The organism is Bacteroides sp. LFL-34 (assembly GCF_027257075.1).
Taxonomy (GTDB): Bacteria; Bacteroidota; Bacteroidia; order Bacteroidales; family Bacteroidaceae; genus Bacteroides; species Bacteroides ovatus.
In genome coordinates this window covers 68595-92582 of the sequence record NZ_JAPQKZ010000014.1, presented here as the reverse complement: position 1 = coordinate 92582, position 23988 = coordinate 68595, and the positions used below count along the sequence as shown (strand labels likewise).

Genomic DNA, 23988 nt, shown 5'->3' with positions numbered 1-23988 from the left:
GAATGAAAAGTATCGTTTTCCAATTACTACAGATAATGGATTTGTATTTGCGAGGTCATTCGAACTTTCCTCGAACAAAGGTCGTATGATATCTCGAACGCCAAGACCCGTGAGCGGAAACTGAAAGCCTTGGAGGCGGCAGAGGAATTGAAATGTGAAAACCTGCTGTTGATAACATGGGGAACGGACGATATGGCGGAATACAAAGGGCATACAATAAAAATCGTATCTGTCCGGAATTGGTTTTACGCATGTAAGCTGCCATATATTCTCAACATTCCAGTCGTTACAAGTCAAAAAGCCACCGACACACCGCATCCGGATCGATGGCTTTTTATTCCCTGTTCAGATTCAGTGTCCTCTGCCCGTCATAGAACACCTCATTGTCGTAGTCGGTGGCAATCCTGATAGTGTCTCCTTTCTTGAAGAACCGGCTTTTGGCCACGTGCAGGCGCATAACGTTCTCCTTTCTTTCAGCCGATGACTGGTTGAGCGAAACAAGGTGCGTGCACGGGCGGGCCAGACCTTTGGCCTCCGAACAGTTGTACTCGGTCAGCACGTTCCGCTCGTCATTCAGCCACTCCCGGTCTTCGATGGTAGACTGGTAAGTCACCACCATCCATACCTTTTCGTCCGCCGCCAGGTCCTTCAGGTCATTAGCCACCGCGATACGCTTCGCCCGTTCATGGTCGGCTCCCCATGAACGGCGGTTGGCATCCGTCAGCAAGTCCATCGAATCCACAATCACGATGTCCGGATTATATCCTTTGAGCTTCCTGTATTCCGAAATGCCGTTCTTGATGTCGAGTGTCGAGACCTGGGCATTGAAACGCGGGTAACTGCGCACCGTGATGCTTCCGGCATACGAGGCGACCAGTTTTTCCAGATGTCTCATCTCCGTATCCGAAATCTTTCCCCGCTCGTAATAGTAGGCGTTCCTGGAAATCAGTCCGCCGGAATAGGCGTTCAACGCCTCTTCTTCCGAACCTTCCAGCTGGAAATGCAGCACATGCAGCCCGTCATCGATATCCGCCCTGACACCGATCCATTTGGCGATGTGTGACTTTCCCACGCCTGTGCTGGCCAGGAAACAGGTCAGCTGACCTCGCAGGTTACGTCCGGCATTGAGCGCATCCAGATACGGGATATAGAAGCGGGACACACGAGGGGCGGCCGAGCGTTCCTCTTCCTCCTCGCGCCGGCGGTTCCTCTCGAAACGCTCCTTGAAAGTCGCGGCCACATCGACGAACGAGGTGCTCTTCAGCGTGAACCCTGCCAGCCACTCGGCATATTCCCGAAGAGTCTTCTCCGCCTTGTCCTGTTTGTTCTCGTTATACAGTTTCCCGACCTCCGCATAGACCGACTGCAACCGGACCCCCTTGATGTAGGACTCCAGCATGTCGGTCATCACCTCGGCACTCTGTCCCTCGTCATACTCCCGGAAAGTGTCTATCAGCTCGATGGCGTCGTAATCCTCATGGAAGGTCTGTGCCAGCACGGCATACGACGGCGGTGTCTTGTATGTCTTGAAGTGTACGGCTATCGCCTCCTGTACCTGCTGGAACGAACGGTCCGGCAGGTATTCCTTGCGCATATGCCGGGCTAGGACGGCACACAACGGTTCCTGTCTGAGCGCCGTGGCATAGAGTTCATACAGGAACTCGGCACTGAGCGGATTGACGGCACTCATGGCTTCGCCTCCTTTTTCCGCCACGCCTCACAGCGGATACGGTACAGTTCCGGATAGCGCGCCTGTGTCCTTCTGCGGCACGGCTCCGCTTTCGCACATTTTGAGCATGACGGGGAGAAAGGCGTCCACATCAGCGTGGAGAGCGCACAGATGAGATATCCCGCTTCGGTGGAGAGCAGTCGCCGCTTGGTCGTCTCCTCGTATTCCGGATAAATAAAACGCCCGAACGGATGGCTGCGGCGGTCTTCCACTGCCCGCGCCAAATCATGCCGTGACAGCCCGAAACTCTTCAGCCACCGGTCCTCCCGGTAGCGGCGTTCCTTTCCCGAGCGGAGATAGCGGTCGATGGCTTTCTTTCCGAATGAATGCGAGACGTTCCATTTCCTGCGATACGCGGTATCATATCCGGAAATGGCATATGTCTGGCAGATACAGAAGTCGGACAGGCGTTCCGCACTGACGGAGACGACCTCCCGGCACAAGCCGTCGAAACACATCCCGAGCTGCCTGTCCGACTTGCCGCCGGTAGGGAACACAAAATCCGCCCACACCGTGGTGCGGACCAGCCGTGTAAAGAGCCTCCGGCATCCGTCAATCCATTCTTTTCTCTCCATCGCGTGTCAATAGTTTGCGCAGCTGCGTCTTGGCTAGGAAGATGCGGCTTTTTACCGTTTCTACGTTCCTGGTCTGCAAAGTACCGTTGTTATAGGTGATTTCCATGATTTCCCCGAGTTTGTAACCAGCCTGCTGCAAGAGCAGGGCTTCCCGGTAAATCGGTTTGAGCCGGTCCAGTGCCCAGAGGATGTCATCGTTATAGAACTCGCGGTAGTTGTCCATCCCCATGCTGTTTCCCGACGGTTCGTCCTCATCCGACAGCGAAGAGGATATTTCCGAAATGTCGATATTGTCGTCCGGGGGCATGCGGTTCCTGTTGCGGTTGTTCAGGTCCGCCACAAGCCGTTTGGTCACGGCATAGATCCAGGTCTTTACCGGACGGGCCGGGTCATAACTGTCCATATACTTGAAGAAGTTGGCCAACGCCTCGAGGTAGTTGTCCTCGATGTCCTCCTGGTTATAGGTATATTTGATACAAATGCTGTATATCAGATTCTTGTGCGGCATCACATATTTTCTGAGAAGTTCCGCCCTCTGTCTCGCGGATTCGTCTTCAGGCTGGAGAACCGCAATAAACACATCTTTCTTTTCCACGTTTCCACTGACTGAAAAGGTTGATAATGAATCTCATGTCCTAATCTGTCAGCTACCGTGAGCGTCAATTGAAAAAACGGGCGGCAGCATTACCGCCGCCCGAAAAAAATCCAAACCGTTGTCGGCTTGTCACAGCCTGTGCCTGCGGATGTAATAGTAGAAGAGGTGGCAGGCATCCGCCGCGTTGTCATCCACCGGGACAATACCGTACCTGTCCTTGCAGGCCGCGACCATCTGCGTCTTGGTGGCGTGTCCGTCTCCCGTCGCCCATTTCTTGAGGACAGCCGGGTTGACGAACTCCGGTTCCGGGATATCCAGTTCATCGCACACTTCGAGCAGGACGCCCCTGAGTTCCGAGAGCCGCCGCATGTCGTAGAAATGGCGGTTCACGCTCACATCCTCGGCCACGACGCGGCGGATGCCGTAACGACGGAGTAGCGAGAGCAGCGTAGTCCTGAAAGCGCCGTGCATCTTGTTGCCGTTGCGCCGTTTGCTTTCGGTGAAGTTCCATGTCCCGGCCTCATGCAGGGAGAAGTATCCGGTATGCGTGGCAATGTCCAGCGCCAGTACCTGCTCCCGGGTCAGTACGCTATTCTCCGAGTCTTGATTCGCCATTCTCTTTCACGATTACCAGTTTATGCGGATACCCCTCCGCCACATTCCCGTGCGAGACGACCAGCACGGTACCGCCGAGCGAGTTCAGCGCCTCGAACATGGAGGCCAGCCCCGCTTCATCGACCGCCTCAAGTATCTCGTCCAGCACGAGCAGGTCCAGTCCTTTGTCCCCGTCGCAGTTGCTGTTCACGAGTTTCTGCATGGCAAGGATGGTCGCCAAATTCACACGGGCGGCTTCGCCTGCCGAGAACTTGCCGAACGAGCCGCAGTCCATGCCGTCGCGCAACAGCGAGATGGAGATTTTCTCCCTTACCTTACCGCTCTTGAGAATGGTATACCCGTCGAAGCGGATACGGATGTCGCTGCCGATGTTTTGCAGGAACTCGTTGGTAATACGGCTGAGCGCCTCGATTTTCGTGTTGGCCAGATAGGTCTTGAACTGCACGAACCGTTCCCGCTGTATCTCCAGTGCACGGACCCGGGTATCGACGGCCGTCTTGCGCCCTGCCGCCTCGTTAGACTTTCCGCGCGTTTCACGGAGAGTGTCCTTGAGCGATTGTATGAGGTCGGGTGAAGCCGCCTCATCCAGCTCCCGGATCGTGGCCTGCAAAGTGTCGATGGCGCAGGCCGCGGCCTGTATATCTTCCTTGCCTACCCGTATGCCGCGGTTCAGTGCGGCATTGCGCTCGTCTATGAATCCGAACACCTCGTCGAATACCTTGCGGCGGACACCTTCGATTTCACTTTGCAGGGCGGTAATTTCGGAAGCGATGCGTTTATGCCCGCTTTCCACCTCTTCCACGTGGCGGGTGGCATTCCTGACGGCCCGTTCGTGCCCGGCCAGCTGCTCCTCCCATCCGGTGCGTCTGCCTTCCAATATCCGGCGCTCATGGTTCAGCCGGTTCTGCTGCAACTCCACGGCATCCGTCTCCTCCTGCTTCTCATCGATACGGCCGTTGATTTCCGTGAGCTGCCGTTGACGGAGCTTCAGTTCCTTCATGCCGGCCTTGATGTCGAACTGTGGTTCTGCCACCAGAAACTCATACCCGCAGAAAGGACAGGTGATGGAGCCGGCCAGTTTGTTCGAGAGGCCGTCAATACCGGCAGAAACGATACGCCGTTTATGGCGCAGTTCCTCGATGCTGCCGGACAGGTCGCGCAGACGGATGTCGATTTCCCGCAGTCTCTCCGCAGTCGTATCGGACTGATCCCTGTATGCCTCACAGAATGCGGCATACTCCTTCTTGAACTGTTCCCAGCCGTCAGTCCTGTTTTTCAGTTCCTGTTCCGCCTGTTTCAAGACGGCATCGCAATCCTTCAACCGCTCTGTGGCGGTCTGTAACCGTCCTTTCTTTTCGGCAATGACCTTGTCCCAGTCCGTCTGCCGGGCATCGGGAAAGAGGGACATCATTTCCGCTATCTTTTCCAGACATGCTTCCAATGCGGTATCTCCGGCTTCCAGTTCCTGCAAAGCCTCGTCCGCCCGCTGCACTCCGGCAAGCTGTTCCTCAAGCCTGTCCACGTTCTCGTGCCCGGTACGGATCTGCTCCCTCTTGGCCGCTATGGCCGTTTCCAGTCCCATGATACGTTCCACACGGGTACGCCCCCGCTCGGCTCCGGCTTCCTCCTCCTTGCGTATCTGCTCCTGTAACATCCCGATACGCCCGTCCAACCCGGCCAGTTCCAGTTCCACCTGCCGTTTCTTTTCAGAGAGCGGCACGATGTCTTCCTCCACTTGGGCTATGGCTTCATCCACCAGGATACCGTTGGAAAAGCGGTTGATGACCTCTTTCTTCTCCTTGTCCGATGACGAGAGGAAATCCTCATACCGGTATTTGGAAAGGATGAAATTGTTGAGCAGCTCGTCGCGTGTGACACCCAGTTTGTCAAGAATATACCGATTATAGGCGTCAACCGAAGGTTGTACCGCCTCGTCGGTCATCACCTGCCTGCCCCCACGGTAAAGCGTGCAGCTGACAGAGGAGGCCCCCTTGCGCGGGATACGGCGGTTGACGAGCAGTTCCTCGGCGGCGGAATCGTTGATGAAATGTAAGGCGACGCGGCATTCTTCCGCCGCATCGTTGATAATCTCCTCTGAGCGTATCTTTCTAAGCGGGCTGCCCGTGATACCCACGGCGATGCATTCCAACAGGGCAGACTTGCCGGCCCCGTTCGACTGCTGGGAGTCATTGTCCCGGTTATCGCCGAAAATCAATGTCGTCACGCCTTGCCGCAGCGTGTAGGACAGCGAACGGAAGGCGCAGAGATTTTCGGCTTCTATCGTCTTTAATTTCCACATGATCTGTTTTCTATTTTAGATAAATACTCCAATCCCATCGACACATCCTCGATCTGTTTCTCCCGGCAGAAGTCCTCGTAGGTTTCCCGGATGCGGCGGCTGTCGAATTTCTCGAAGAGCGAAGAGGATACCGCTTCCGGCGGCTGCTCGTCATCGGCAACCAGTTCCACCTTCGCCGCTCCGGCTTCCAGCAAGACGGCCTTGTCCACCGATTTCATCGCGGCGGCAGGTGCATGGATACGCACCTTGACCTTGTAGCGGCCGTCGGCCTCCATTTCACGCAGCTCGTCCATCAGGTGCAGCCCGGCACGTTCCGCCGGCACATCCATGACACGGTACCGCATGTTCACGCGGTTCTTGACAAACTCGTGCGTGCCGTCCGTGTACAGCACCGTGTATCCTTTCTCCTCGTCCTCCCCGAAGTTGTGCTGGCGCGAGGAACCGATATATTCGATTCCCGTCCCCGGAATGACGGTACGGTTGTGGTAATGGCCGACAAAGACCTTGTCGAAAGGAGAGAATATCCTGGCAGGCAGCTCCTTCTCCGAAGGCTGTGCCAATGCCCCGTTGATACCCTCATGGATGTAGAGGAAGTGCTCCGGTTTTCCGGAAAGCGCTTCCGCAGCCAATCGTCCGAGCCTTTCGGCAAAAGAGCCGTCTTCCGGAAAATAGCTCATTACATGGAGCGTGAACTTCCATTCCGGGCGGCACAGGGTCAGGTACTCATCCACGACAGTCACATTCGGATGCCGGTCGAAGACATGACAATATCCGCGCAGGGATTCCTGGTTCACCTTGTCGTGGTTCCCTTCCGCCAGCGTGACATGGATGCCATGGTCCGCGGCGGATACAAGCATATCCCTGACGGCCAGCAGGACATCGAGTGTCTGGGCGGCACGGGAAAAGAACAGGTCTCCTCCGACAACCACTTCCCGGATATCCCGTTCCCTGCAAATCCCCATGGCCTCCTGCCAGTTGGCCTGGAATGCAGGGATGTTGTCTTTCGAGATGTGGATGTCATTCAATAACAAAAGGCAGGGTTTGTTCTCTTTCATACTAAGCGATTGTGATTAGGACGGGAGGCCCTGATGCCTCCCGTCGGATTAGAATTCAAGAACTTGTGAAAGGCTTATCTGCGGCGGCGGGGACGCCCGGCACGCTCTTCCGTTTCCTCCGGCTGCTCTTCTTCCTCCCCGGGGGCATCCTCCGGTTCGTCACCGGGCTTCGGACCCTCCATCTCGCTTTCGATCAGGTCGAGCAGTTCACGGTTGCTCGTGGAGCGTGTGACACGCACGGAGAGTCCTTCCTGCTCGATGTAGCCGCGGATCATCGCACGCAGCTCCTGGCCCTCCTCGGTCTTGTCACCGAGTTCCTGCCGCTGAAGCTCGTCATAACGTTCGAAAAGGTCGTCCAGCGAGATGCCTCCGCCTTCACGCCCGTTTTCCCTGTTATCTTTCGTACGGCGGTCGAACGAGAACGCGGATGTGTCCTCCTTGGGCAGTTCACCGTCCAGCGTGTCGATGACCGTCTTCATTTCATCCGTCTCCATGAGCGACATGCCGTAGATGCCGTCGCACTGTTTGAGGAACTCGACGGTGGCTCCCAGATGATAACGGGTGTAGCGGTAGATGATTTCCGGGATACGCGGCGCACCCATCAGGGCGGTCAGCTCCTCCTTGGTCAACGGTACCGGTTCCGATTCGTTGTCAATGGAAATGACATACTCGGTCTTGGCTCCGTTCTTGCGCTTTTCAATCTCCACCGGATAGGCGTCATACACCGAGGAAACCGGGCACGGGTAAGACGGATTCTTGGCCAGTTTCTTGCTCCACAGCTTGAACTTCCTCTCATCCAGGTCCTTAAACTGGGCATGGGAAAGGGTCATCATCTGCACGCCTTTGGCACGTTCACCCAGGTCGAATACATAGAGACAGTGGCCATAACTGTATTTCAGACCGCCTCCGAACGAGCCCCCGGCAATCTTTTCCGCCAGTTTGTCGTCCCCGTCCTCTTTTGCGGCTTCGACGGCCATGCGGCGGTAGGTCTCGATGGGATCAACGCTATATCCGGCATCGGTAGCGCGGGTGACAGTGACATACATCTTCTGGGGCTTGTTCCCCGTAGCGGGTTTCTCCAGCTCCAGAAGCAGCTGGTGGACGGGATACTCATAGCCCGGACGTGTCGGCGAGCCGTCCGGATTGGGAGCGATGGGCAGGATACGGAGACGGTAAGTCCCGAACTTGTCCATGCGGAAGAACTCCGTACGGGCGAAAGCCCTGTTCTCCTCCTGGGCACGCAACTGTGCCTCCTGATAAGATTCCTGAACGCCGAGGAACATTTCCTCGACAGACATGCCTTCCATGCCGTTGTTCTTTTCTTCTTCTTGCATAAACGCTTTGTTTTATGGATTTAAAAATGCCCGAAGAATGCGACACGGCATACCCGCATCGCAAAGAAACTGGTAACAGGACGGACGGGTTCGGTTGCACCGTCCGCGTTCAACTGATAAAACTGGGAGAGGATGTCTCGCTGACCGTATCCCGAAAGAGGATACTCATTTGATAATATGGAAAGGTCTTGCAGCGACCGTGGAATACAAAATTAGGCAAATCACCCGGAACAGCCATACATGTACATGAATGTTTGTCACCGGTATTGTCCTTCAACGCATTACCGTTTCATTTTAAGAATGCTTTTAATCTCCCCGAGCAGTCTGTCGCCGCCCGGCGCGTTCCGCGCTTCGGCAAGCAACCTTCTGCGGTTCCGGCGGATATACTCTTCTCTCTTGCGGCGGCATATGCCTTCATAGTAGGCTTTGCGCCCCGGCGTGAGCCGTTTCCCGCGTCGGCAATAGACCCCGTCCCGGCGGTACTCGTCCAGGTAGCGGCGGAACTTCGCCTTGCCGCAGGAAGGGTCTTTCGATGCCTCCGCCACCGACCGTATGACCTGCCAGTCCGGCTCGAAGGGCTGCTGCGTGGCGCATAACCTGCGGAGCAGATGATAGACTACCGGCATCTCATACCGGAGCATGAAGCCTATCCGTGTCTCGTCGAAAGGAAAGCGCTTAAGCGTCCCCTGCGGTCTTCCGTCTTCTCGCTTTCGGGGCTTCTGCTGCCGGGGAGACGGTTTCTTCTGCGGCTGCCGCCTGATTTTCTTCTGTTTCATGATGTTGCGGTTGAATGGTTTGCTGTACGGTTTCACGGACGGGAGCGTTCCTGCGCTCCGCAATCCTCCGTCGGCTTTCGATATCGCCGTTTACATTGAGTTTATGTTTCATGACTATACAAAATAGGTGAAGTTGAGTTCTACATTGACATTGTACATACCGCGCTCGTAAAGCTGTATCCTGCGCGAACCGCCGTAGATGGTGAACGAGGAGCCCCGGTTGTACTTGTGGTCATCGTTCCAGTCAGCGGCGCTGCAGCGCACGCTGTATCTCGGGGGCTGTATCTTGTTCGGGATGACGGCCACGATGCCGCCCCAGTTGCTGCCGTCCCTGCGTGCGGTATTGATATACCCCTGTATGGACACGATATTCCCGATCTGGCGGACAAACAGCCCCTGGGTATCTGTTCCCGAGCCGCTGTTTTCCATCCGTATCCATCCTGTATCCGCCAGCAGGGGCTGGTATTCTTCCGCATAGGCGGCACCGATAGCGCGGCAGGCCTGCCGTTTCGCCTCCGCTGTCGGCAAGGACAGGTCGGAAAGTTTGCCGTCCTTGCGCAGGTAGTCCTTGACGATTTCGTCTTTGGACAGCACGTCCAACTTGTTCCGCAGGAGCTGCCGGGCTTCCATGGGGGATTTTCCTTGCCCGGTCAAAAAGTCGATGTAATCCTGGAACAGGTTTTCAAGCGCGGCGAAGCGGGCGTCCGCCCCGACCTTGGTATACAGGTTCAGGTTGGTAGCGATGGTATCCTTTTCGGAAGCGTTGTAGCCGCCCATCAGCCGTTCCGCCTTTTTCTTGAGTTCCCTGACAACCTGCGAGGTCATCACGTATCCCTCGACCTGCGCGTGCGAAATGCCACCTTCATCTATGTAGGCGAACGAACCGGTCTTGATTTCCAGCAGTTTGTCCCTGAGTTCGGGTGTGAAGACAATGCCCTCGTAAGCGGAGTCAGTCCCGAGCTTGCCGTCCATCATCCGGTCTATCTCGGCCGTGGAATAGACTTCGAGGTTCTTGCGTGCCTTGCCCTTGTCCGGAAGGTCGGACAGGTTCGAGGTCTTGGCCAGTTTCAGCTCCCCGGTACCTTTCTTTTCGGCATCGAGGGTATCCCTGACGGCCGCCTGCCGCTTTGCTTTCAGTTCGGCGGCTTCCTCTGCCGTCAGCCCGCTGATCTCGTCCGCCGTCAGGCGCACCAGCTCCTTCAATCCTTCGGAGATTTCCAGAAATACCTCCCCGGCTTCCGCTTTGGAATAGACATCGATATTCTTCCGGGCGGCAGCCTTGTCCATGACATCGGAAAGGTTCCCGTCGGCGGAGAGTTTCATTTTCAAAGCCGCCGCGACGGTTCCCGATGTGACATAACCTTCGCCGCCCTCCGTCAGTTCTCCGGTAGTGATAGCCGCCAGTTTCTTCCTGTATTCGGTCGTGAAGTCTTCGGTAGAGAGCTGTTTGCCTTCTACCACATCCACTTTCTTTCCCATCGCCTCCGTAAAGGCCCTGACGGTCACATAGGTGTCGGACACGGATTTTCCGTTGATTTTAAGCGTACCGAGCACATCCACCGCTCCCAAAGGGGCAAGCACGATGTCGCCCAGAGCGTTCCTCAGCGCAAAACGGAAACTGTCAGCGGTGTCGAAGCCGACGGTGGCGAGCAGCGCGGCGGCACTGTCGCGCCAGGTAATCAGGTTTGTCAGCCTGGCATTGTCTTTCGTATAGGCGGTATTCTGAATATCGATACCCCGTCCGGTGCTTTGCAGGGAGAGCAGTCCGCCGACCTGCAGGGTGGCGGTACGCCCGATGACTTTCAAAACAGGTGTGGTGCAGGCTTTTCCGTCATGCACGGCAAAGTCACGGTATTTTGTTCCGCCGCCCTCCGTGCCGTGGTAATTGATACGGATACAACCCTCATCCGTCACATCCGAGGTGTTATAGATGTCGTATCCCTTGATGCGGACAGCCCCGATCCGGGCGTTTTCATTCAGCGAAGTACCGCAGGATATGCCGTCTTCCGTAACCCTGGCCAGTTCCTTGCCTTGTTTCATGAAACTGAACGTGCCGTCCGTCCGGATGACAATCTCGTTGACAAGCAGACCGTGCAGGTAGGCACCGATGGCGGCATGGCCGTCCGCCTTGACGATGCCTTTGAGCATGTAGCCGTTCCCGCCGCTGACGGAGACGGCGGTCTTGGAGCTGATTTCTTTCTGCCCGGTGAACGTTCCGGCCAGCACCAGATCCTTCTTGACGGTCTGCCGGGCAAAAGGTGTATCGAGCAGGACAGCATAGCGGCCGAAGAACTTGTCGATGAACCGGGGTGCATAGCTCTCCGTCACCTCGATGGCCGCCGGCAGTTTGTCAGTAACCGGATCGACCGTATCCGGGACAGCCTTGGCTCCGGCACAGAGATAACAGGTACGCCCGCGCTTGTTGACCTCATTGGCGTAGACCACCGATTCATGCCGGTTGATTTCGTATATATAATAGGGATAGACAGCATCGGCGCAGCCGTCGAAACGGCGTACCTTTCCGCCGAGCCAGACATAACCCGGGGAGACGCGGGGACCCTCGATCTCGCATCCGGAGATGATGAAGTCCGAGCAGCCGTCAAAAACGGCACTCATGCTGAGAGCCAGTTCCTGCAAGTTCAGGATATCGTCCGAGTAGGTATACCGTCCGCCGGTTTCCGCAATATATTCTTTCATTGTCCTGTATTCTTATTGGGGGTGTATTCGTCTTCGTCGATCTTGATCAGGTAGGTCTTGCCTGCTGTCTTATAGGTGTTCACCACATAGGAAAGCATATAGACCAGTTCCCGCGGAGGTATGGTGACGGGCGGGACGCAGACCATGAAGCTGACCTTGTTGATCAGCTTCTCTTCCGCCAGCAGGTAGAACGGACGGGGGCGTTCCGCCTCATTGTCCGTTGTAACCTGTTCCCCGTTGTACCATACGGTGAAAGGACGCTGGTATTCCGCCCCTTCGTGGTACAGGTCCACACCGACACTCGTGCTGTCCTTGATGAAGATGCGGTCCTTGCCGTCCTTGATGTATTTACCGAACCGGTAGTTCAGGAACCACTCGAAATAGATGACCTGTGAGGTCATGCGCGCCTCGATGTGCCGTTCCCTCGTGAAACTGCGGAACCACTCGTTGGTGCGTTGCAGCGGGTAGAGGCAGCTCTGCACGAACAGGATGAATTTCCGTCCCGACAGATAGTGCGGGACAAGGCGGTTTACGGTGCGGTCTATGGATAACTTATACCTCATGGTTTTCTATTTTCAGGATGATGGCCTCACGGAAGTTGGGCAGGCCGGCCTCCTCGTCCTTGCCGGATGATTCTTTCAGGTATCCCGATGCGGTATGGGTCATGCGGGCGACACGCTGCGGGGGCCGGATATGGCCGTCGGTATCGTGGCTGGCTATGAAGATTCCCTGTTCGGGTACCGCATTCTCGTCAATATGGACATCGGTCACATGTTCCGCACGACGTACGGCATCCGTCAGACGGGAGACATAGACGGCGGCATCGAAGTCGATTTCCATCATATAGGCGTTCAGCTGCTCCTCGATGGCGTCATATACCTCGGATTCAGGTACGGCCCCGTCATGGAAGACCGTCAGGCGCGGTATCAGCACATCGCCCTTGGTGGAGATGACCTCCACCCGTGTTCCGGCAAACTTCAACTTGCCGATATAGGCATTGATGGGTACCAGGTCTTCAGGCGGTATGGCGGAAAGGTTGCCTTTCGTGCCGGTAGCTACTTTCAGGATCAGCTTGCTGTCCAGGTTCCGGTCATCGGTACTCTCCACATACGATACCTGTGTGATGATGCGTTTGGTTTCGTCGACATTCGGATAGCCGAACGCCAGCCCGTCTTCCCGCACCGTCAGTTCGTCTCCCTGCTGGTACTGCAGCAGGGCGTTGGCATAATAGGCAGGCGTACCGTTGATACGCCCGTTGATGGCTTCGGAAATATCCACCGCGAAGACATCCAGCAGGGTCTCGAAACTGTATATGGCTGCCGCCACTACCCACAGGATGCCGTTCATGACGGACAGTTTGGAGTCGCTGGCAAACTCTGCCAGCTCCAGCCTCTGGTTGCGTTCCGCAACGGCCTCGTTGTATATTTCCTTGATCGTACGGCTCATTCCACTGTATAAGTTTTATTGTCGATGATAAACTCCCAGGCTCCGCCCTCGTTCCAGCTCTCCTCATGCAGGATGACCCATATGGCCTCCATACCCGATATGATACGGTAGCGTCCGGTCGTTTCGTCCCGGTCCGGCTCCCTGTAAGTCCCCGTCGGGGAAACAGGCAGTGTCATCCGGCAGTTACGCCGGTTGCCGTAGCATTCCACGATAGCCATCAGGTATTTGTCCAATACGGTCGGTTTGATTCGCACCTCCGACAGGTCGAGTTCCATCAGACCACGGCATTCGATGAGCGGCAAGAGGTCGGATACCATGCTTCCGGACAGGTCTATCCGGTAAGTGCCCGACAAAATCCGGAAACCGTCCAGTGCAAGCGTGCACCCCCGGAGCGTCAGTTCTTCCACATGCAGCTCACGGAGAAGGATGACGGACGAAGGGGTCATGCCGCTCCAGTCGATATGGCGGAACGAGGCATCGGCAAACCATCGGATTTTGCGCTTGTGGCGCACACGGCTGTCGAACGTATGGTGTAGCGTGTACGGTATATGGCCGAGAATGACGGTTTCCGCTGCACTATCATCGCCCCAGTCGATTTCCAACGTTCCCGTTCCGGAAACCTCGCACTGCACGGACACAAGTGCCGCTGACAACGAAAAAACGGCCGTCTGCGGGCAAGTGAAATGTTTGGGATAGACATGTCGTTCACCGTTGGAGGGTACAATGCCGTGCATCTCGTTATAGGCGACCACATCGGCATTGATGATGAATCCGTCGGTATAGGTCAATTCCTGCCCGGTGCGGAGTTCCGTTTCCAGTGAAAGACCCGGATTGTTGATAAGCAGGTCCACAATCCCTTCGATGCTCCCGTACAGATGCAGGGCGACATCATAGATATTTTGTCCGGTGATGACTCGGTAATTACCCATGGTTGTCCTCCTTCTCCTCGGTTTCCAGCAACAGTTCTCCCGTTGCCGAGTCTATATAGGCGTTCTTGATGACGACCTTGTCCGCACCAAACTCCGCCTGCAGTTTGGCAGCCAGACCGTTGTTCTCCATGTTGGAGTGCAGGAAGTCTATCAGCCCCACACCGGTAGTCGGATGCTGGTAGAGATTGCCGGCCACGGCCTTGAGCAGGAATGTCCCGTTCTGCATCTTGGAGGCTCCGATCCCGAAGTCCGTCTCCTCGCCGCTGTAGACAACCAGGCAGTCTTCCCTGATCAGCAGGTTATAGAGGCCGTCTTCATTCAAGGCATAGAGCGAAGGCAGGGTCACCGCCTGCCTCGTCCCGTCACCATATTCCTGCATGACAGGAAACCAGCATTTGCTGGTGGCTGCGCAACGCACATATTCCACGCCGCCGGACCCGCTTTCCATGGCAATCCGTACCGTCAATAACCGGTTGTCGGGCGTATAGGGAATACGGATATGAATACCTTTTGCATCGCTATACGATGAGAGGAAGTCCGCCGGTACGGTTATCTCCCCGTGGCGGAAGTCCGCATTGTCGGCATCTTCCACGCTGTCAAGCAGGCGGAAGTTATGGAAAGTCTTTCCGGCAACCCGTCCGGACATTTCCACTTCCCCGTATTCGGCATCCATTATGATATCCTCTCTGGCCATGGTGTTGATATAAAAATCCCGGCCGCACCCAAGAGTACGACCGGGGTACTCTTTGTGTAAAGAGTAGCGGCAGACAGAAATTTCGGTTTATGCGTTGGAGATTTCGTTATAAATCGCCTCCACGGTGCCCCACATATCGTCGGGCAGTTCCTCGTCCGAGATCTTCTCGCAGGCGGCTTGCAGGTAGGCCATCTCGTCGGCGGAGAACTCTACCTCCAAGGGATGCTCTTTCTCCACGTCCCACTCGATACGCTTGTCTTCCGCATTTTCACGAAGGTTGATGGCTTTACGTTCCTCGTCACCGATGGCGATTTTACGCAGGATTTCCTTTTTGAGGTTGAATTCCTTAAAGTTGCCACGTGCCGGCAGGAAGGTCGGCAGGTAAAGGCGGTCCTTGACACTCAGTTCCATTATGATTCTTTTTTAGGATTGATACTTTCACGGATATATTGCTGCATCTTGTCGAAATCCCGGAATATGGGACCCAGTTCCCTTCCAGCGGGAAGATTACAGGAGATGTTCCCCTGTTCCATGTAGATAATCCCGACGGGGGGTATGTTCCCTTCCGTATCGGCTTCCTTCTCATTCACGGAAACATGAAGACGGTTCAGCTCGTCATTGACAATAGAATACTCCAATACATAGGAGGCGTTCTCCGTTTTTTCTTCAGCGGTCTTGGTGACAGTGATGTTGGTAATGTTCATACGCTTTGGCTTTTTAATAAGTATAGGGCAAGGCTATGGATTCCGGTTACTAGCTGTTGTAATTTAATGCCTGATAGTGGAATGACGGGTAGTTGCAGCAAAGAAGGGTCAGTGAATCCCCTCTCTCCATACCGTAGTTTGTCGTGCCCCCGTTCTGGTTCCTCACATTCATGATATTCACGTGTCCACCCCAGTTATAACTGTAGAACAACGTGAACACGTAAGCGAAATCCGATGGAAGGCTCGAATACCCGAACATGCTCGCGACTGACGATGCGCTGGGGAGGCTGACATTATAGGTGGCATTGGCATAGATGCAGAAGATGTTGGCGGCGGAGAAGTCAATGGAATACCCGGAGCCCGTAAAATATACGGTCTTCATCTTGATGCCTATGGCGGCAGGACCGACCAATGCCGCGTTGGACCACACACCATAATTCCTGTATCCATTCTTTACCTCGATATACAGCCCGTAGTTGTTCAGGTATGAATTATACTTGTTGTTCACGATTCTGCCGGTGGCGCATGTACCACCTGTGGATGCCGGAAACGTGTTCGCCCCGAAAAGGACATAGGAGGTGGTGTTTCCCACGCGGAACAGGTCATTGTAAATGGCCAGTCCACCCCCGGAACCGCTACCCGAAGCGGTAGAGCCGATACGTCCCTGACCGATGGAAAAGCCCCCGATGGTCCCGGCGTTGGCATTGATCGTTCCGGTCATGGTCACGTTACCGCCGGCGTCCCACTTGATATTCTGGTTGGCAAGATACCCGGAACCGTCAGCTGCAAACGAGATCTTCCCGCATCCGAACGTGGCGGAACCGTCAGTCTTCAGACCCCAGTAATCTTTTCCCGAGGAAGGATTGTCATGATAGATATAGCCGGATGCACTGATGACAATGCGGTGTCCGGAACTTGGGGCGGATGCTGTAAGCGAGCTTGTTCCGATTGCCCACCCGCCGATCTTACCGGCCACGGCCGTGATGCCTGTCCTGTCAAGGGTCACTTTGACAGCGTTGTTCGCATCCCTGACGGAGACACTTCCGTTATAGGAACTTCCGCCAACCACCAACGCACTGTCCACGATTATCTGGTTCGCCTTCACGGTACCGGTGTATACCCCATTAGCGTCAATGGTGGTGGTATATTTTTCCGTCGATGTCAGGTCAAAGACCGTTGCATAGGCCACATACCAGGTCAGCGGGGTGGAAGCCGTTCCCTGTGCCCCGTCGATATAGAAGTAATGGGTGCTGGAGAAATTCGAGGTCCCGCAGACGACCTTGTAGATGTACTCCTTCCAGTCTCCCGTACCGGCCGTGGGGGTGAGCCAGCGACTTGAGCCGCCTGTGCCGATGCTGTTGGTCGCCCAACAGATGTTGCGTCCGGCCGGTATCTTGGCGATGATACGGGCGACCAGTACCTTGCGCGAGCTGCAAGTCGTTCCGAAATAGAATCCCCCGTTGCCGGGGCTGGCCGTACCCTTGGTTTGTATCTTCAGTACGTACTTGCTGTCATTGGGGGCGGCCGTGTCCTGCTCCCGGGTAATCGTCACCATGCCGTTACCGGAATTGTTATAGACGGCAGTGCCGTTGTTCCCTTTCCAGAAAGTGGGGTCACGGTAAAGCATCTTGCCGAACGCCATGGCCGAGGCAAGTTCCTGGGCGGTCGTGATTCCGGTCGTCCATTGGGCAGACACGGAAGAGGCGAAAATAACGGAACCGGAAGCGTTCCATGAGATATTACCTCCCGCAATCTGCCCGCTGCCGTCGTTGTTCAGTTTCCATTTTGTACCGTTCGTGATCGAACCGTCCGAGCCCAACGAGATGTTGTTCTTCCAGATGTGGTTATGGTCGAATGCCCACCCAGCAATGCGGTTATAGACCTCCTTCGCTCCGCTTTTGGTATAATTGGCCGACAGGCAGAAGTATTCCAGATGGTCCCAGGACATCATCTGTATGCCGATGAATCCGGTCTTGACCGTATTCCCGCTTGCCGCAATCTGTCCGAAGACAATATGGCCGGCATTGCTGCTCTGATGCCAGGTCAGCGTAATGCCCAATGGTTTGTACCCTCCCGTGTACCAGTAACCGCTTCCGGCTGATGCCGAGCGGATCTGCAAGGGTATGGCACCGGCTGTTCCGACACTGCCGACGGTGATGTTGTCGCTCCCGATGGTAAAGCCCCCGATTTTCCCCTTGGTGAAGGTACAGCTCAGACCGTTGATATAGGCCGTATTGATGATCGAGGATTTGATACTGGCCGCATCAAGTTTGGAGGCATTGATACTGCCCGCCGCAATACGGTCAGCCGAGAGTGTCCCGGCCTTGATGCTGGATGCGTTGATGCTGACGGCATTGACCTGCGCCGCCGTCAATGTTCCGGTGTAAATTCCCGTAGAGCCGATATAAGTCAACGGATGGGCGGCAAGGGTACTGTCGCTGCCTTGCGCCAATGCGATAAAGCGCCTGCGCCGTATCTCTTCCTCCACGGAAGCGGTCAGCGTACGGGGAGCCGGGGCGTTCGCTTTCGTGGAACCGCTCTGGAAAATCAAATCCGAGTTATAGGCGATTTGGGGAGCCGCCGGTATGGGGGACGGGCTCATGGCACTGCTGACGATCGGTTGGTCGGAATAGATATGGTAGACCGCACCGCCCGTCCCGCCGCCACGCAGGAACACGGCGAACATGCAGTTGTTACCGCACAGGGCGGCCCCGGCAAACATGCGGCAGTACATCTCGGAAAGCTCGTAGATGTCCCAAGAATAGGCGATACCGCCCCAACCGCCGAAATTGGCCTTGACAAGCAGGATCAATCCGCCTTTATGGGTGGAGGTGTTCCAACTGTCAGGAGCCTGCTCGCTATAACCGCGACGGATCAGGATATCCCGCTTGACGGTTTGCTCGCCGCCTTTGAAAATGACAGGATAATACACGTCTTCCTCTCCGTTGATGACAATCTTATGGTAGTAAGGATAGCCGTAATTGGATTTCCGAGCCGCCTCTATGTCGTTTTTCCACAGCAGGGAGACAGCGGGGGAAAACGAGACTTTCCCGGCTGCATCCCACGAAATGTTTCCGGAAGCGATCTGACCGCTGCCGTCATTGTTCAGCTTCCATTTTGTACCGTTCGTTATCGAACCGTCACCGCCCAACACCACGTTGCCTTTCCGGATGGAAGACACATCTATCGTCCACCCGGCGATATTGTTCTGTGAACCGAGACGGGCGATACATGCCCCCGCGCTGTTGGTCGCGTACAGCCCGAAATCACTGTCGCTGCCATAATACAGCTGTACCCGTTGTCCGGCTGTCGCGCTGGAGTTCAATCCATAGACCACCAAGCGCCTGTTCCCGCTGTCAAGCAGGATATGGCTGCCGCTCAATGCCGTCGCTCCGATCATCCAGCCTCCAATCTTGCCCTTGGTGACATTCAGCGTAAGGGCTTCGATGTTGCCTGCCGTAACCAGCGAGGCTTTCACGCTGGCCGTATCCAGTTTGGAGGCATTGATGCTGCCCGCCGCTATACGGTCGGCGGAAATGGTACCGGCAGTAATCTGACCGGCGGTAATGCTCCCGGTATAAATACCTGCCGCGGTGATTTTGGTCAGTTTGGGGTAGGTGTTACCACCCAGAGCGGTGGTTATGGAATCAATCGGGGCTGTCCATTGAAGGGAAACGGAAGCGGCGAAAGTAACATTTCCGGAAGCGTCCCACACGATATTGCCGCCCGCCACCGCACCGGCTCCCGTCGATTCAAGACGCCATTTATAGCCACGGATACCCGTTGATCCGACAGTCATCGATCCGGATGCCGCCGTATAGGTATTGGCAGCATTCTTCTTCGTTCCGCGATAGATGCTGTCACTGTCGATACTCCACCCTCCGATGCTTCCCTTGGTGGTCGTGAGGGTCAGGGCATTGATGTTTCCGGCGGTGATGAGCGAGGCTTTCAGGGAGGCCACGTCGATACGAGAAGCTGAAATCGTGCCCGAGGTGATTTGTGTGGCATCGAGATGCAACGTTTTCACGGTATCGGCGGAGAGTTTTCCGGTAAAGATGCCGTCCTTATCGATATAGGCCGCACCGGCCCAGTTCAGGCTGACATCAGCCCCGAACTCGATTTTGCCGGTGGAAGCGTTGTATTTGATGGACTGGCTGCCGTTGCCTAACTGCACGTTGCCCCCGTTGTCCACGTAGAAGGTCTTGTAACCGTCCTTGAAGCCATAGATGCCGTTGACAGTTTCGACAGTAACCGTTCCGGAAGCTGTCTTTACGGAAAGTGGGAATGAACCGATGGCGATACCGGAAACAGTGCCGTCGCTGTTCTTGATGCCGGTGAACAGTTTCGGGGTAATGACCGTGTTGTTGTTGATAAGTGTCTTGCCCGTGTTCCACTCCTTGACCCAGTCGAGCATGGAGGCATCTGCACCGTCTTTTCCCGGCGTACCGGATTTGGCTTTCGACCAGACAAATGACAGGGTATAGGTAGCTCCGGATATGATGACGGGAATGGAAACCGTACCATGGTCGGCCAGCGTGGCCGTACCCGCCGCAATGTTATAGGTAATGGTCTTGTTGCTGTTGTTGACGGATATGGAAGAGAACCCGGCAGGTTTGACAACCGGTCCGATGGAGAATCCGTAAAAATCGGAATCCCCGAGCGTTACCTGGATGGTGGAAGTGACGGATACGGCGGAGGGTATCTTCCCGTCCGCATCCGCGGGGAAGACATATTCTCCGAGCGACTGGCTGATGGTATAGCCGTCTTTCTGTATGTGGATTGTCGCCTGCCCCCGGGCGACCAGTGTCTTTACCATATATGCTCTTTACGGAAAGTATAGGCCAAAAGAATGGTAGCAGGTTGCCGTCACAAATAAGAATATTGCCATTCAATAAATACGGCGACCGATTCATACCGGTCACCGTCCATTAAAATCAATAACGTTTCTATATTATTTCGATACCTCGCACATGAGTACGCCCTTGCCGGTCACATCCGCTTTCGATACGGTGATGGATTTTCCCGTATAGGTCTTTATGACCGATGTTCCGGCCGAGTTCCACAATTTCCATGTATAAGTATAGGCTGTGCCGTTCGCATCCAGTTCCTCTCCGTTGCGGTACAGTACCGCCTTGGCATCGACATCGTTGCCGTTGTTCTTTATCGTGAACCCTTTCTGGCTGACAAGATCCACCGTGATGGGGTCCGACATGTCCGTGAACGAGATGATATCGCAGACCACCTTGTTTGCCGAACTGTTGCCCGCTGATGTATCCGTATCCTTGATGGCGCATTTGAATGTCTCGAAATTCAGCACGGCATCCGCCGTAATGGTAATCTCGTTCGTGGTCCAGCCTGCCGTCACTCCACGGGGATTGGCGGAAGTCAGGCAGGCCCATCCGGCCCCCAGCATTGCATTGTAATACGGACAGGATACCGGACTGCCAGAAGCGCTGGTTCCCGTGAGTGCCGAAGTCAGCGTTACCACTTTGGTTGAAGCGCTTACTGCCGATATGGTGTACTGCACGGACCCGATAGAGATTTTACCCCCGGCTTCCATATTGGTGACGGAAGCGACGGTAACGGTGGTCGCACCGGTTTTTGCCTCGGCTGTAAGGGTCGTGTTGGCGAATACCGCAGAGTCCTTGATGCCCCAGGCATAGGTCACATTGGTCGTATCGATGGTGGCGCCCCGCCACAGGTCGCAGTGCGCCTTGAGCGTAGCCACTTCATCGTTCTTGAAGACAATGCCGTCGGGGGCATAAGCCACGGCGGCAATCATCGCCCCCGCGTTCAGATGCTGGGTGAACTGTACCTCCGCACGGAAAGGAATCTCCAGCCCGTTGGCATCGATGTAGATTGCCTCGAAAGTATACCGTACCTGCGGGGCGGAAACGGTCATGTGGTTTGCCTTGACGGTCAGGGCGTATTTGGCGGAAGCGGCGCCGATCGTGCAGCTGTCCTGTCCGGAAGTTATGACCGTGCCGTCCTTGTACCATTTGGCGGAACCGCTCTTGACACCGGCTGTCAATGTCGCCGCGTTGCCGACGGATGAGATCTGGTCTACGGCCGCCTTGCCGCTGACAAACAGAGAAGGGGTCAATATCAGGTACGGGGATGCCGCCCACGAGGGGGCATACGCGCCGGTATCCTTGTTGAATACCTGGGTCAGCGGTTGCGAGGAACCGATAAACGCCTGTAAGGAGACAGCATCATTCTGGTCGATGATGGTGACTTGTCCGCGTGCTACTTTGATTGCCATATGCTTATTGTAATGTTGTTGATATATTCACTTCACAGTCGAAAACGGCCTTGCACCACACGTCCCCGCCGGTTATCTCTATCTCCCTGCCGTAACGCGGTGCGGCGTTCCATATCCTGTCACTCTCCGTATCGCGGCTCGTCCGTATCCAGCGGAAATTGCCGTCGGGAATGAGCGATGTAATCTCTTCACCGCCCCTGTACACCCTGGCACGGAGTACCGTCGAGACGATTCCGTTGCGGAATGTCGTGCCGTTTTCAGACTCCACATAAACAGTATAGGAGGGAGATCCGTCGTAAAGTTTGAAAAAGGTATGGGTCGCACTGATTTTTTCATTACGGTATGTTGCCGTGTAGCGGAGGGTCAGCACGTCGCGCCCTTCCCAGCCATGAAACGGGGGTGTCATTTCAAATACGGTGGCATTGCATCCGGCATCTTTCCATATGCCGTCAACGGCAAGGTATTCCCACTGCCGACTTTCCGGCTCGAAATTGTATTCGGTCGCCACAAGCGGGATATTCTCCGGCTCGCATGCGCCTGAAAGCTCGTCCTTGAAATGGAACGCCGTGCCGCCTGTCAGGGAGACGGAACGGGGCTTGAGCAGTTCCTGCGCCTCCTCATCGAGGTCTTCCCAGCGGATGGTCACATCGCGCAGTTCGATGGTATCCTTGCCCCACTTGAACCGTCCCGAGGCGAAATGGCCCGTCCCGTCCGGATGGATGACGAAAGAACCGTCCCGTGAAACGATCGAGCCGTCTTCGTTCAGCCGCAACAGGGGATTCTGTATGGTACCCCCGATACCTCCCTTATTGAACCAGGCACCGTAATCGTCCGTGTAGGACAAGGCTTCATCGGTCGCCTGATAGGGGGTCACGTTCCTTCCGGCCTCCAATTGAGGGGCGGACAACGACAGGGGGACGGAAGCGGCAATGCCGAGACACATGACGGGGGAATCTGACCCGCGTATGAGGAACGGGACATTATAACGGACCCATCCTTTACCGGCAGCCACCGTCCGATCACCGACAAGATGTTCATCCTGATAGAACCGGATGGCTGCCGTATCTTCCGCTTTTATCCAGACTGAGAAACAATAACAGACTCCTGTATGAGCCTCCCGCCAGGCGGCACTTTGCGCACCAAGAAGACTGTCTCCGGCTATCCGTACACACCGCCCGAGTCCGGCGGGAGATGTTTCATCCAGCTCTTCCGAATGGCTGAACCGGCAGGACAGGCTGTCGGGTATGACATTCTTGTGGATTTTGCCCACATAAAACGTGCTTGAAAAACCGTTCTCGTCTCCCGCGGTAAGCGTGCCGGCTATATTGACATTGCGTGTGGCATAGAGATTCTGGAAATAGGCCCCGTAACCATCCAACATGCCGAAGACCGGATCGATGATGCCGCTGACCTTTCCCACACGGGCCTTGCTCGCCTCGCTGAAAGCGGATACGGAGGCAAGACGAACAATGTTCAGGTCGGCGACCTCGCACCAGTCCCACTCGGAGGCCAGGCTTGATGTCAGGTCAAGAAACAGGCTCCGGCTGTACTGTGCCGGGTAATCCACGGTGATGACCCATAACTTGTACTTCCATTCCCGGCCGATGGAGATTTCATCTTCCGCATCCGTCTTTTCACGGTTCGTATAGCCGAATCGGATCGGTACGGAACCTGATGTTTTGGAAGACCTGACCTTGAACGATACCAGCAGGCGCTCCGGGTATCCGACCGGTTCTTCCAATGTCAGCATCAGCCCGAAGGAATCGTTTCCTGCCGGTTCCGCGTTGCGGATAATGCGGACAATGCGTGTCGCTTCCGAATCGGCATCCAGATATTCCGTTTGCAGCATGCTGCCATAAACGGCGTACCTGGACTTGTCCGGCACTCCCGCCATGCCTCCGTCCATGACGGGATAGCACAGGGAGCGTTCGGTCGCCATGCCGTCGATGACATCCATATAGGGTGAATCGCTGTCAGAAGCCGTCAGGTACAAGGCGCCGCTACGTGCCGTATCGAACAGGTTGGTAATCCGCACGAAGTCCAGCAGTTCACCGCCCTGCGGTTCGTCCCCGTCCAGCAATGCCCCGATGAAATAAGGGGCGTCCTTGTCTCCGACAAGCTCCGTTCCGGTTTCTGTCACGCACATCAGCGAATAGACGGTACGCTCCCGTTCGGCATATTGCCTGCGGATGATATCCCCGGCTTGCAGTCCCTGTGTCTTCTGCGAGTCGGGGGCGATACGGATCTTGTATGTCGGATAACGGAATACGGACATGGA

21 protein-coding genes are annotated in these 23988 nt (G+C 55.6%); 2 read left to right on the top strand and 19 right to left on the bottom strand.

The genetic code is table 11. The features are described 5' to 3' along the window. Nucleotides 1-334 precede the first annotated feature (334 nt). From N5O98_RS10785 to N5O98_RS10755, 7 genes are all read right to left on the bottom strand, one after another. Nucleotides 335-1690 carry a DnaB-like helicase C-terminal domain-containing protein gene (locus N5O98_RS10785; protein ID WP_117677907.1) on the bottom strand — a complete coding sequence of 452 codons (1356 nt, stop codon included), beginning with the start codon at nucleotides 1688-1690 and terminating at the stop codon, nucleotides 335-337. Further along, nucleotides 1687-2304, bottom strand: a complete 618-nt coding sequence (locus tag N5O98_RS10780; protein WP_117677908.1) for a hypothetical protein — start codon at nucleotides 2302-2304, stop codon at nucleotides 1687-1689. The genes N5O98_RS10785 and N5O98_RS10780 overlap by 4 nt, the downstream gene beginning before the upstream one ends. After that, a complete protein-coding gene (locus N5O98_RS10775) occupies nucleotides 2282-2884 on the bottom strand; it encodes an RNA polymerase sigma factor (RefSeq protein WP_004322848.1) in 603 nt (200 codons plus the stop codon). The genes N5O98_RS10780 and N5O98_RS10775 overlap by 23 nt, the downstream gene beginning before the upstream one ends. A gap of 144 nt (nucleotides 2885-3028) precedes the next feature. Continuing rightward, the gene (locus N5O98_RS10770; protein ID WP_117677909.1) at nucleotides 3029-3514 is read right to left on the bottom strand and encodes a crossover junction endodeoxyribonuclease RuvC; all 486 of its coding nucleotides are present in this window, start codon (nucleotides 3512-3514) and stop codon (nucleotides 3029-3031) included. Next, entirely contained in the window at nucleotides 3489-5813 is a 2325-nt protein-coding gene (locus N5O98_RS10765) for an AAA family ATPase (RefSeq protein WP_117677910.1), read from the bottom strand. The genes N5O98_RS10770 and N5O98_RS10765 overlap by 26 nt, the downstream gene beginning before the upstream one ends. Then, nucleotides 5801-6868, bottom strand: a complete 1068-nt coding sequence (locus N5O98_RS10760; protein ID WP_117677911.1) for a metallophosphoesterase family protein — start codon at nucleotides 6866-6868, stop codon at nucleotides 5801-5803. The genes N5O98_RS10765 and N5O98_RS10760 overlap by 13 nt, the downstream gene beginning before the upstream one ends. Before the next feature lie 74 nt (nucleotides 6869-6942). Beyond that, nucleotides 6943-8202, bottom strand: coding sequence for a hypothetical protein (locus N5O98_RS10755; protein WP_117677912.1), 1260 nt, complete (start codon nucleotides 8200-8202; stop codon nucleotides 6943-6945). Between the two features lie 14 nt (nucleotides 8203-8216). Between N5O98_RS10755 and N5O98_RS10750 the strand changes: the two genes are divergently transcribed. Further along, nucleotides 8217-8375 (top strand): hypothetical protein, encoded by a 159-nt coding sequence (locus N5O98_RS10750; protein ID WP_004322843.1) that lies wholly within the window; start codon nucleotides 8217-8219, stop codon nucleotides 8373-8375. Between the two features lie 108 nt (nucleotides 8376-8483). On the opposite strand, the gene N5O98_RS10745 is transcribed toward N5O98_RS10750, so the two are convergent. From N5O98_RS10745 to N5O98_RS10720, 6 genes are all read right to left on the bottom strand, one after another. Beyond that, nucleotides 8484-8978: a hypothetical protein gene (locus tag N5O98_RS10745; protein WP_117677913.1), complete on the bottom strand. Its 495-nt coding sequence runs from the start codon at nucleotides 8976-8978 to the stop codon at nucleotides 8484-8486. Between the two features lie 114 nt (nucleotides 8979-9092). Beyond that, nucleotides 9093-11675: a hypothetical protein gene (locus tag N5O98_RS10740; protein ID WP_117677914.1), complete on the bottom strand. Its 2583-nt coding sequence runs from the start codon at nucleotides 11673-11675 to the stop codon at nucleotides 9093-9095. Beyond that, entirely contained in the window at nucleotides 11672-12238 is a 567-nt protein-coding gene (locus N5O98_RS10735) for a hypothetical protein (RefSeq protein WP_008860779.1), read from the bottom strand. The genes N5O98_RS10740 and N5O98_RS10735 overlap by 4 nt, the downstream gene beginning before the upstream one ends. Beyond that, a complete protein-coding gene (locus tag N5O98_RS10730) occupies nucleotides 12228-13121 on the bottom strand; it encodes a hypothetical protein (protein WP_117677915.1) in 894 nt (297 codons plus the stop codon). Before N5O98_RS10730 ends, N5O98_RS10735 begins: the two co-directional genes overlap by 11 nt. Continuing rightward, the gene (locus tag N5O98_RS10725; protein WP_224241396.1) at nucleotides 13118-13567 is read right to left on the bottom strand and encodes a hypothetical protein; all 450 of its coding nucleotides are present in this window, start codon (nucleotides 13565-13567) and stop codon (nucleotides 13118-13120) included. The genes N5O98_RS10730 and N5O98_RS10725 overlap by 4 nt, the downstream gene beginning before the upstream one ends. Continuing rightward, nucleotides 13564-13704, bottom strand: a complete 141-nt coding sequence (locus tag N5O98_RS10720; RefSeq protein ID WP_224241404.1) for a hypothetical protein — start codon at nucleotides 13702-13704, stop codon at nucleotides 13564-13566. The genes N5O98_RS10725 and N5O98_RS10720 overlap by 4 nt, the downstream gene beginning before the upstream one ends. 100 nt (nucleotides 13705-13804) lie before the next feature. Between N5O98_RS10720 and N5O98_RS10715 the strand changes: the two genes are divergently transcribed. Beyond that, nucleotides 13805-13942: a hypothetical protein gene (locus N5O98_RS10715; RefSeq protein ID WP_224241406.1), complete on the top strand. Its 138-nt coding sequence runs from the start codon at nucleotides 13805-13807 to the stop codon at nucleotides 13940-13942. Between the two features lie 100 nt (nucleotides 13943-14042). On the opposite strand, the gene N5O98_RS10710 is transcribed toward N5O98_RS10715, so the two are convergent. The 6 genes from N5O98_RS10710 to N5O98_RS10685 all read right to left on the bottom strand — a co-directional run bounded on the left by N5O98_RS10710 (nucleotide 14043) and on the right by N5O98_RS10685 (nucleotide 23985). Further along, on the bottom strand, nucleotides 14043-14723 hold the full coding sequence (locus tag N5O98_RS10710) for a hypothetical protein (protein WP_026314685.1): 681 nt from the start codon (nucleotides 14721-14723) through the stop codon (nucleotides 14043-14045). 108 nt (nucleotides 14724-14831) lie between these two features. Continuing rightward, nucleotides 14832-15155 carry a hypothetical protein gene (locus tag N5O98_RS10705; RefSeq protein ID WP_018665658.1) on the bottom strand — a complete coding sequence of 108 codons (324 nt, stop codon included), beginning with the start codon at nucleotides 15153-15155 and terminating at the stop codon, nucleotides 14832-14834. Beyond that, the gene (locus tag N5O98_RS10700) at nucleotides 15155-15448 is read right to left on the bottom strand and encodes a hypothetical protein (RefSeq protein ID WP_018665659.1); all 294 of its coding nucleotides are present in this window, start codon (nucleotides 15446-15448) and stop codon (nucleotides 15155-15157) included. The genes N5O98_RS10705 and N5O98_RS10700 overlap by 1 nt, the downstream gene beginning before the upstream one ends. 49 nt (nucleotides 15449-15497) lie before the next feature. Continuing rightward, a complete protein-coding gene (locus N5O98_RS10695) occupies nucleotides 15498-20264 on the bottom strand; it encodes a hypothetical protein (RefSeq protein ID WP_117677916.1) in 4767 nt (1588 codons plus the stop codon). A 135-nt stretch (nucleotides 20265-20399) separates the two neighbouring features. Beyond that, nucleotides 20400-21710 carry a hypothetical protein gene (locus N5O98_RS10690; RefSeq protein ID WP_018665661.1) on the bottom strand — a complete coding sequence of 437 codons (1311 nt, stop codon included), beginning with the start codon at nucleotides 21708-21710 and terminating at the stop codon, nucleotides 20400-20402. A gap of 4 nt (nucleotides 21711-21714) precedes the next feature. After that, on the bottom strand, nucleotides 21715-23985 hold the full coding sequence (locus N5O98_RS10685) for a hypothetical protein (RefSeq protein WP_117677917.1): 2271 nt from the start codon (nucleotides 23983-23985) through the stop codon (nucleotides 21715-21717). Nucleotides 23986-23988: the final 3 nt, after the last annotated feature.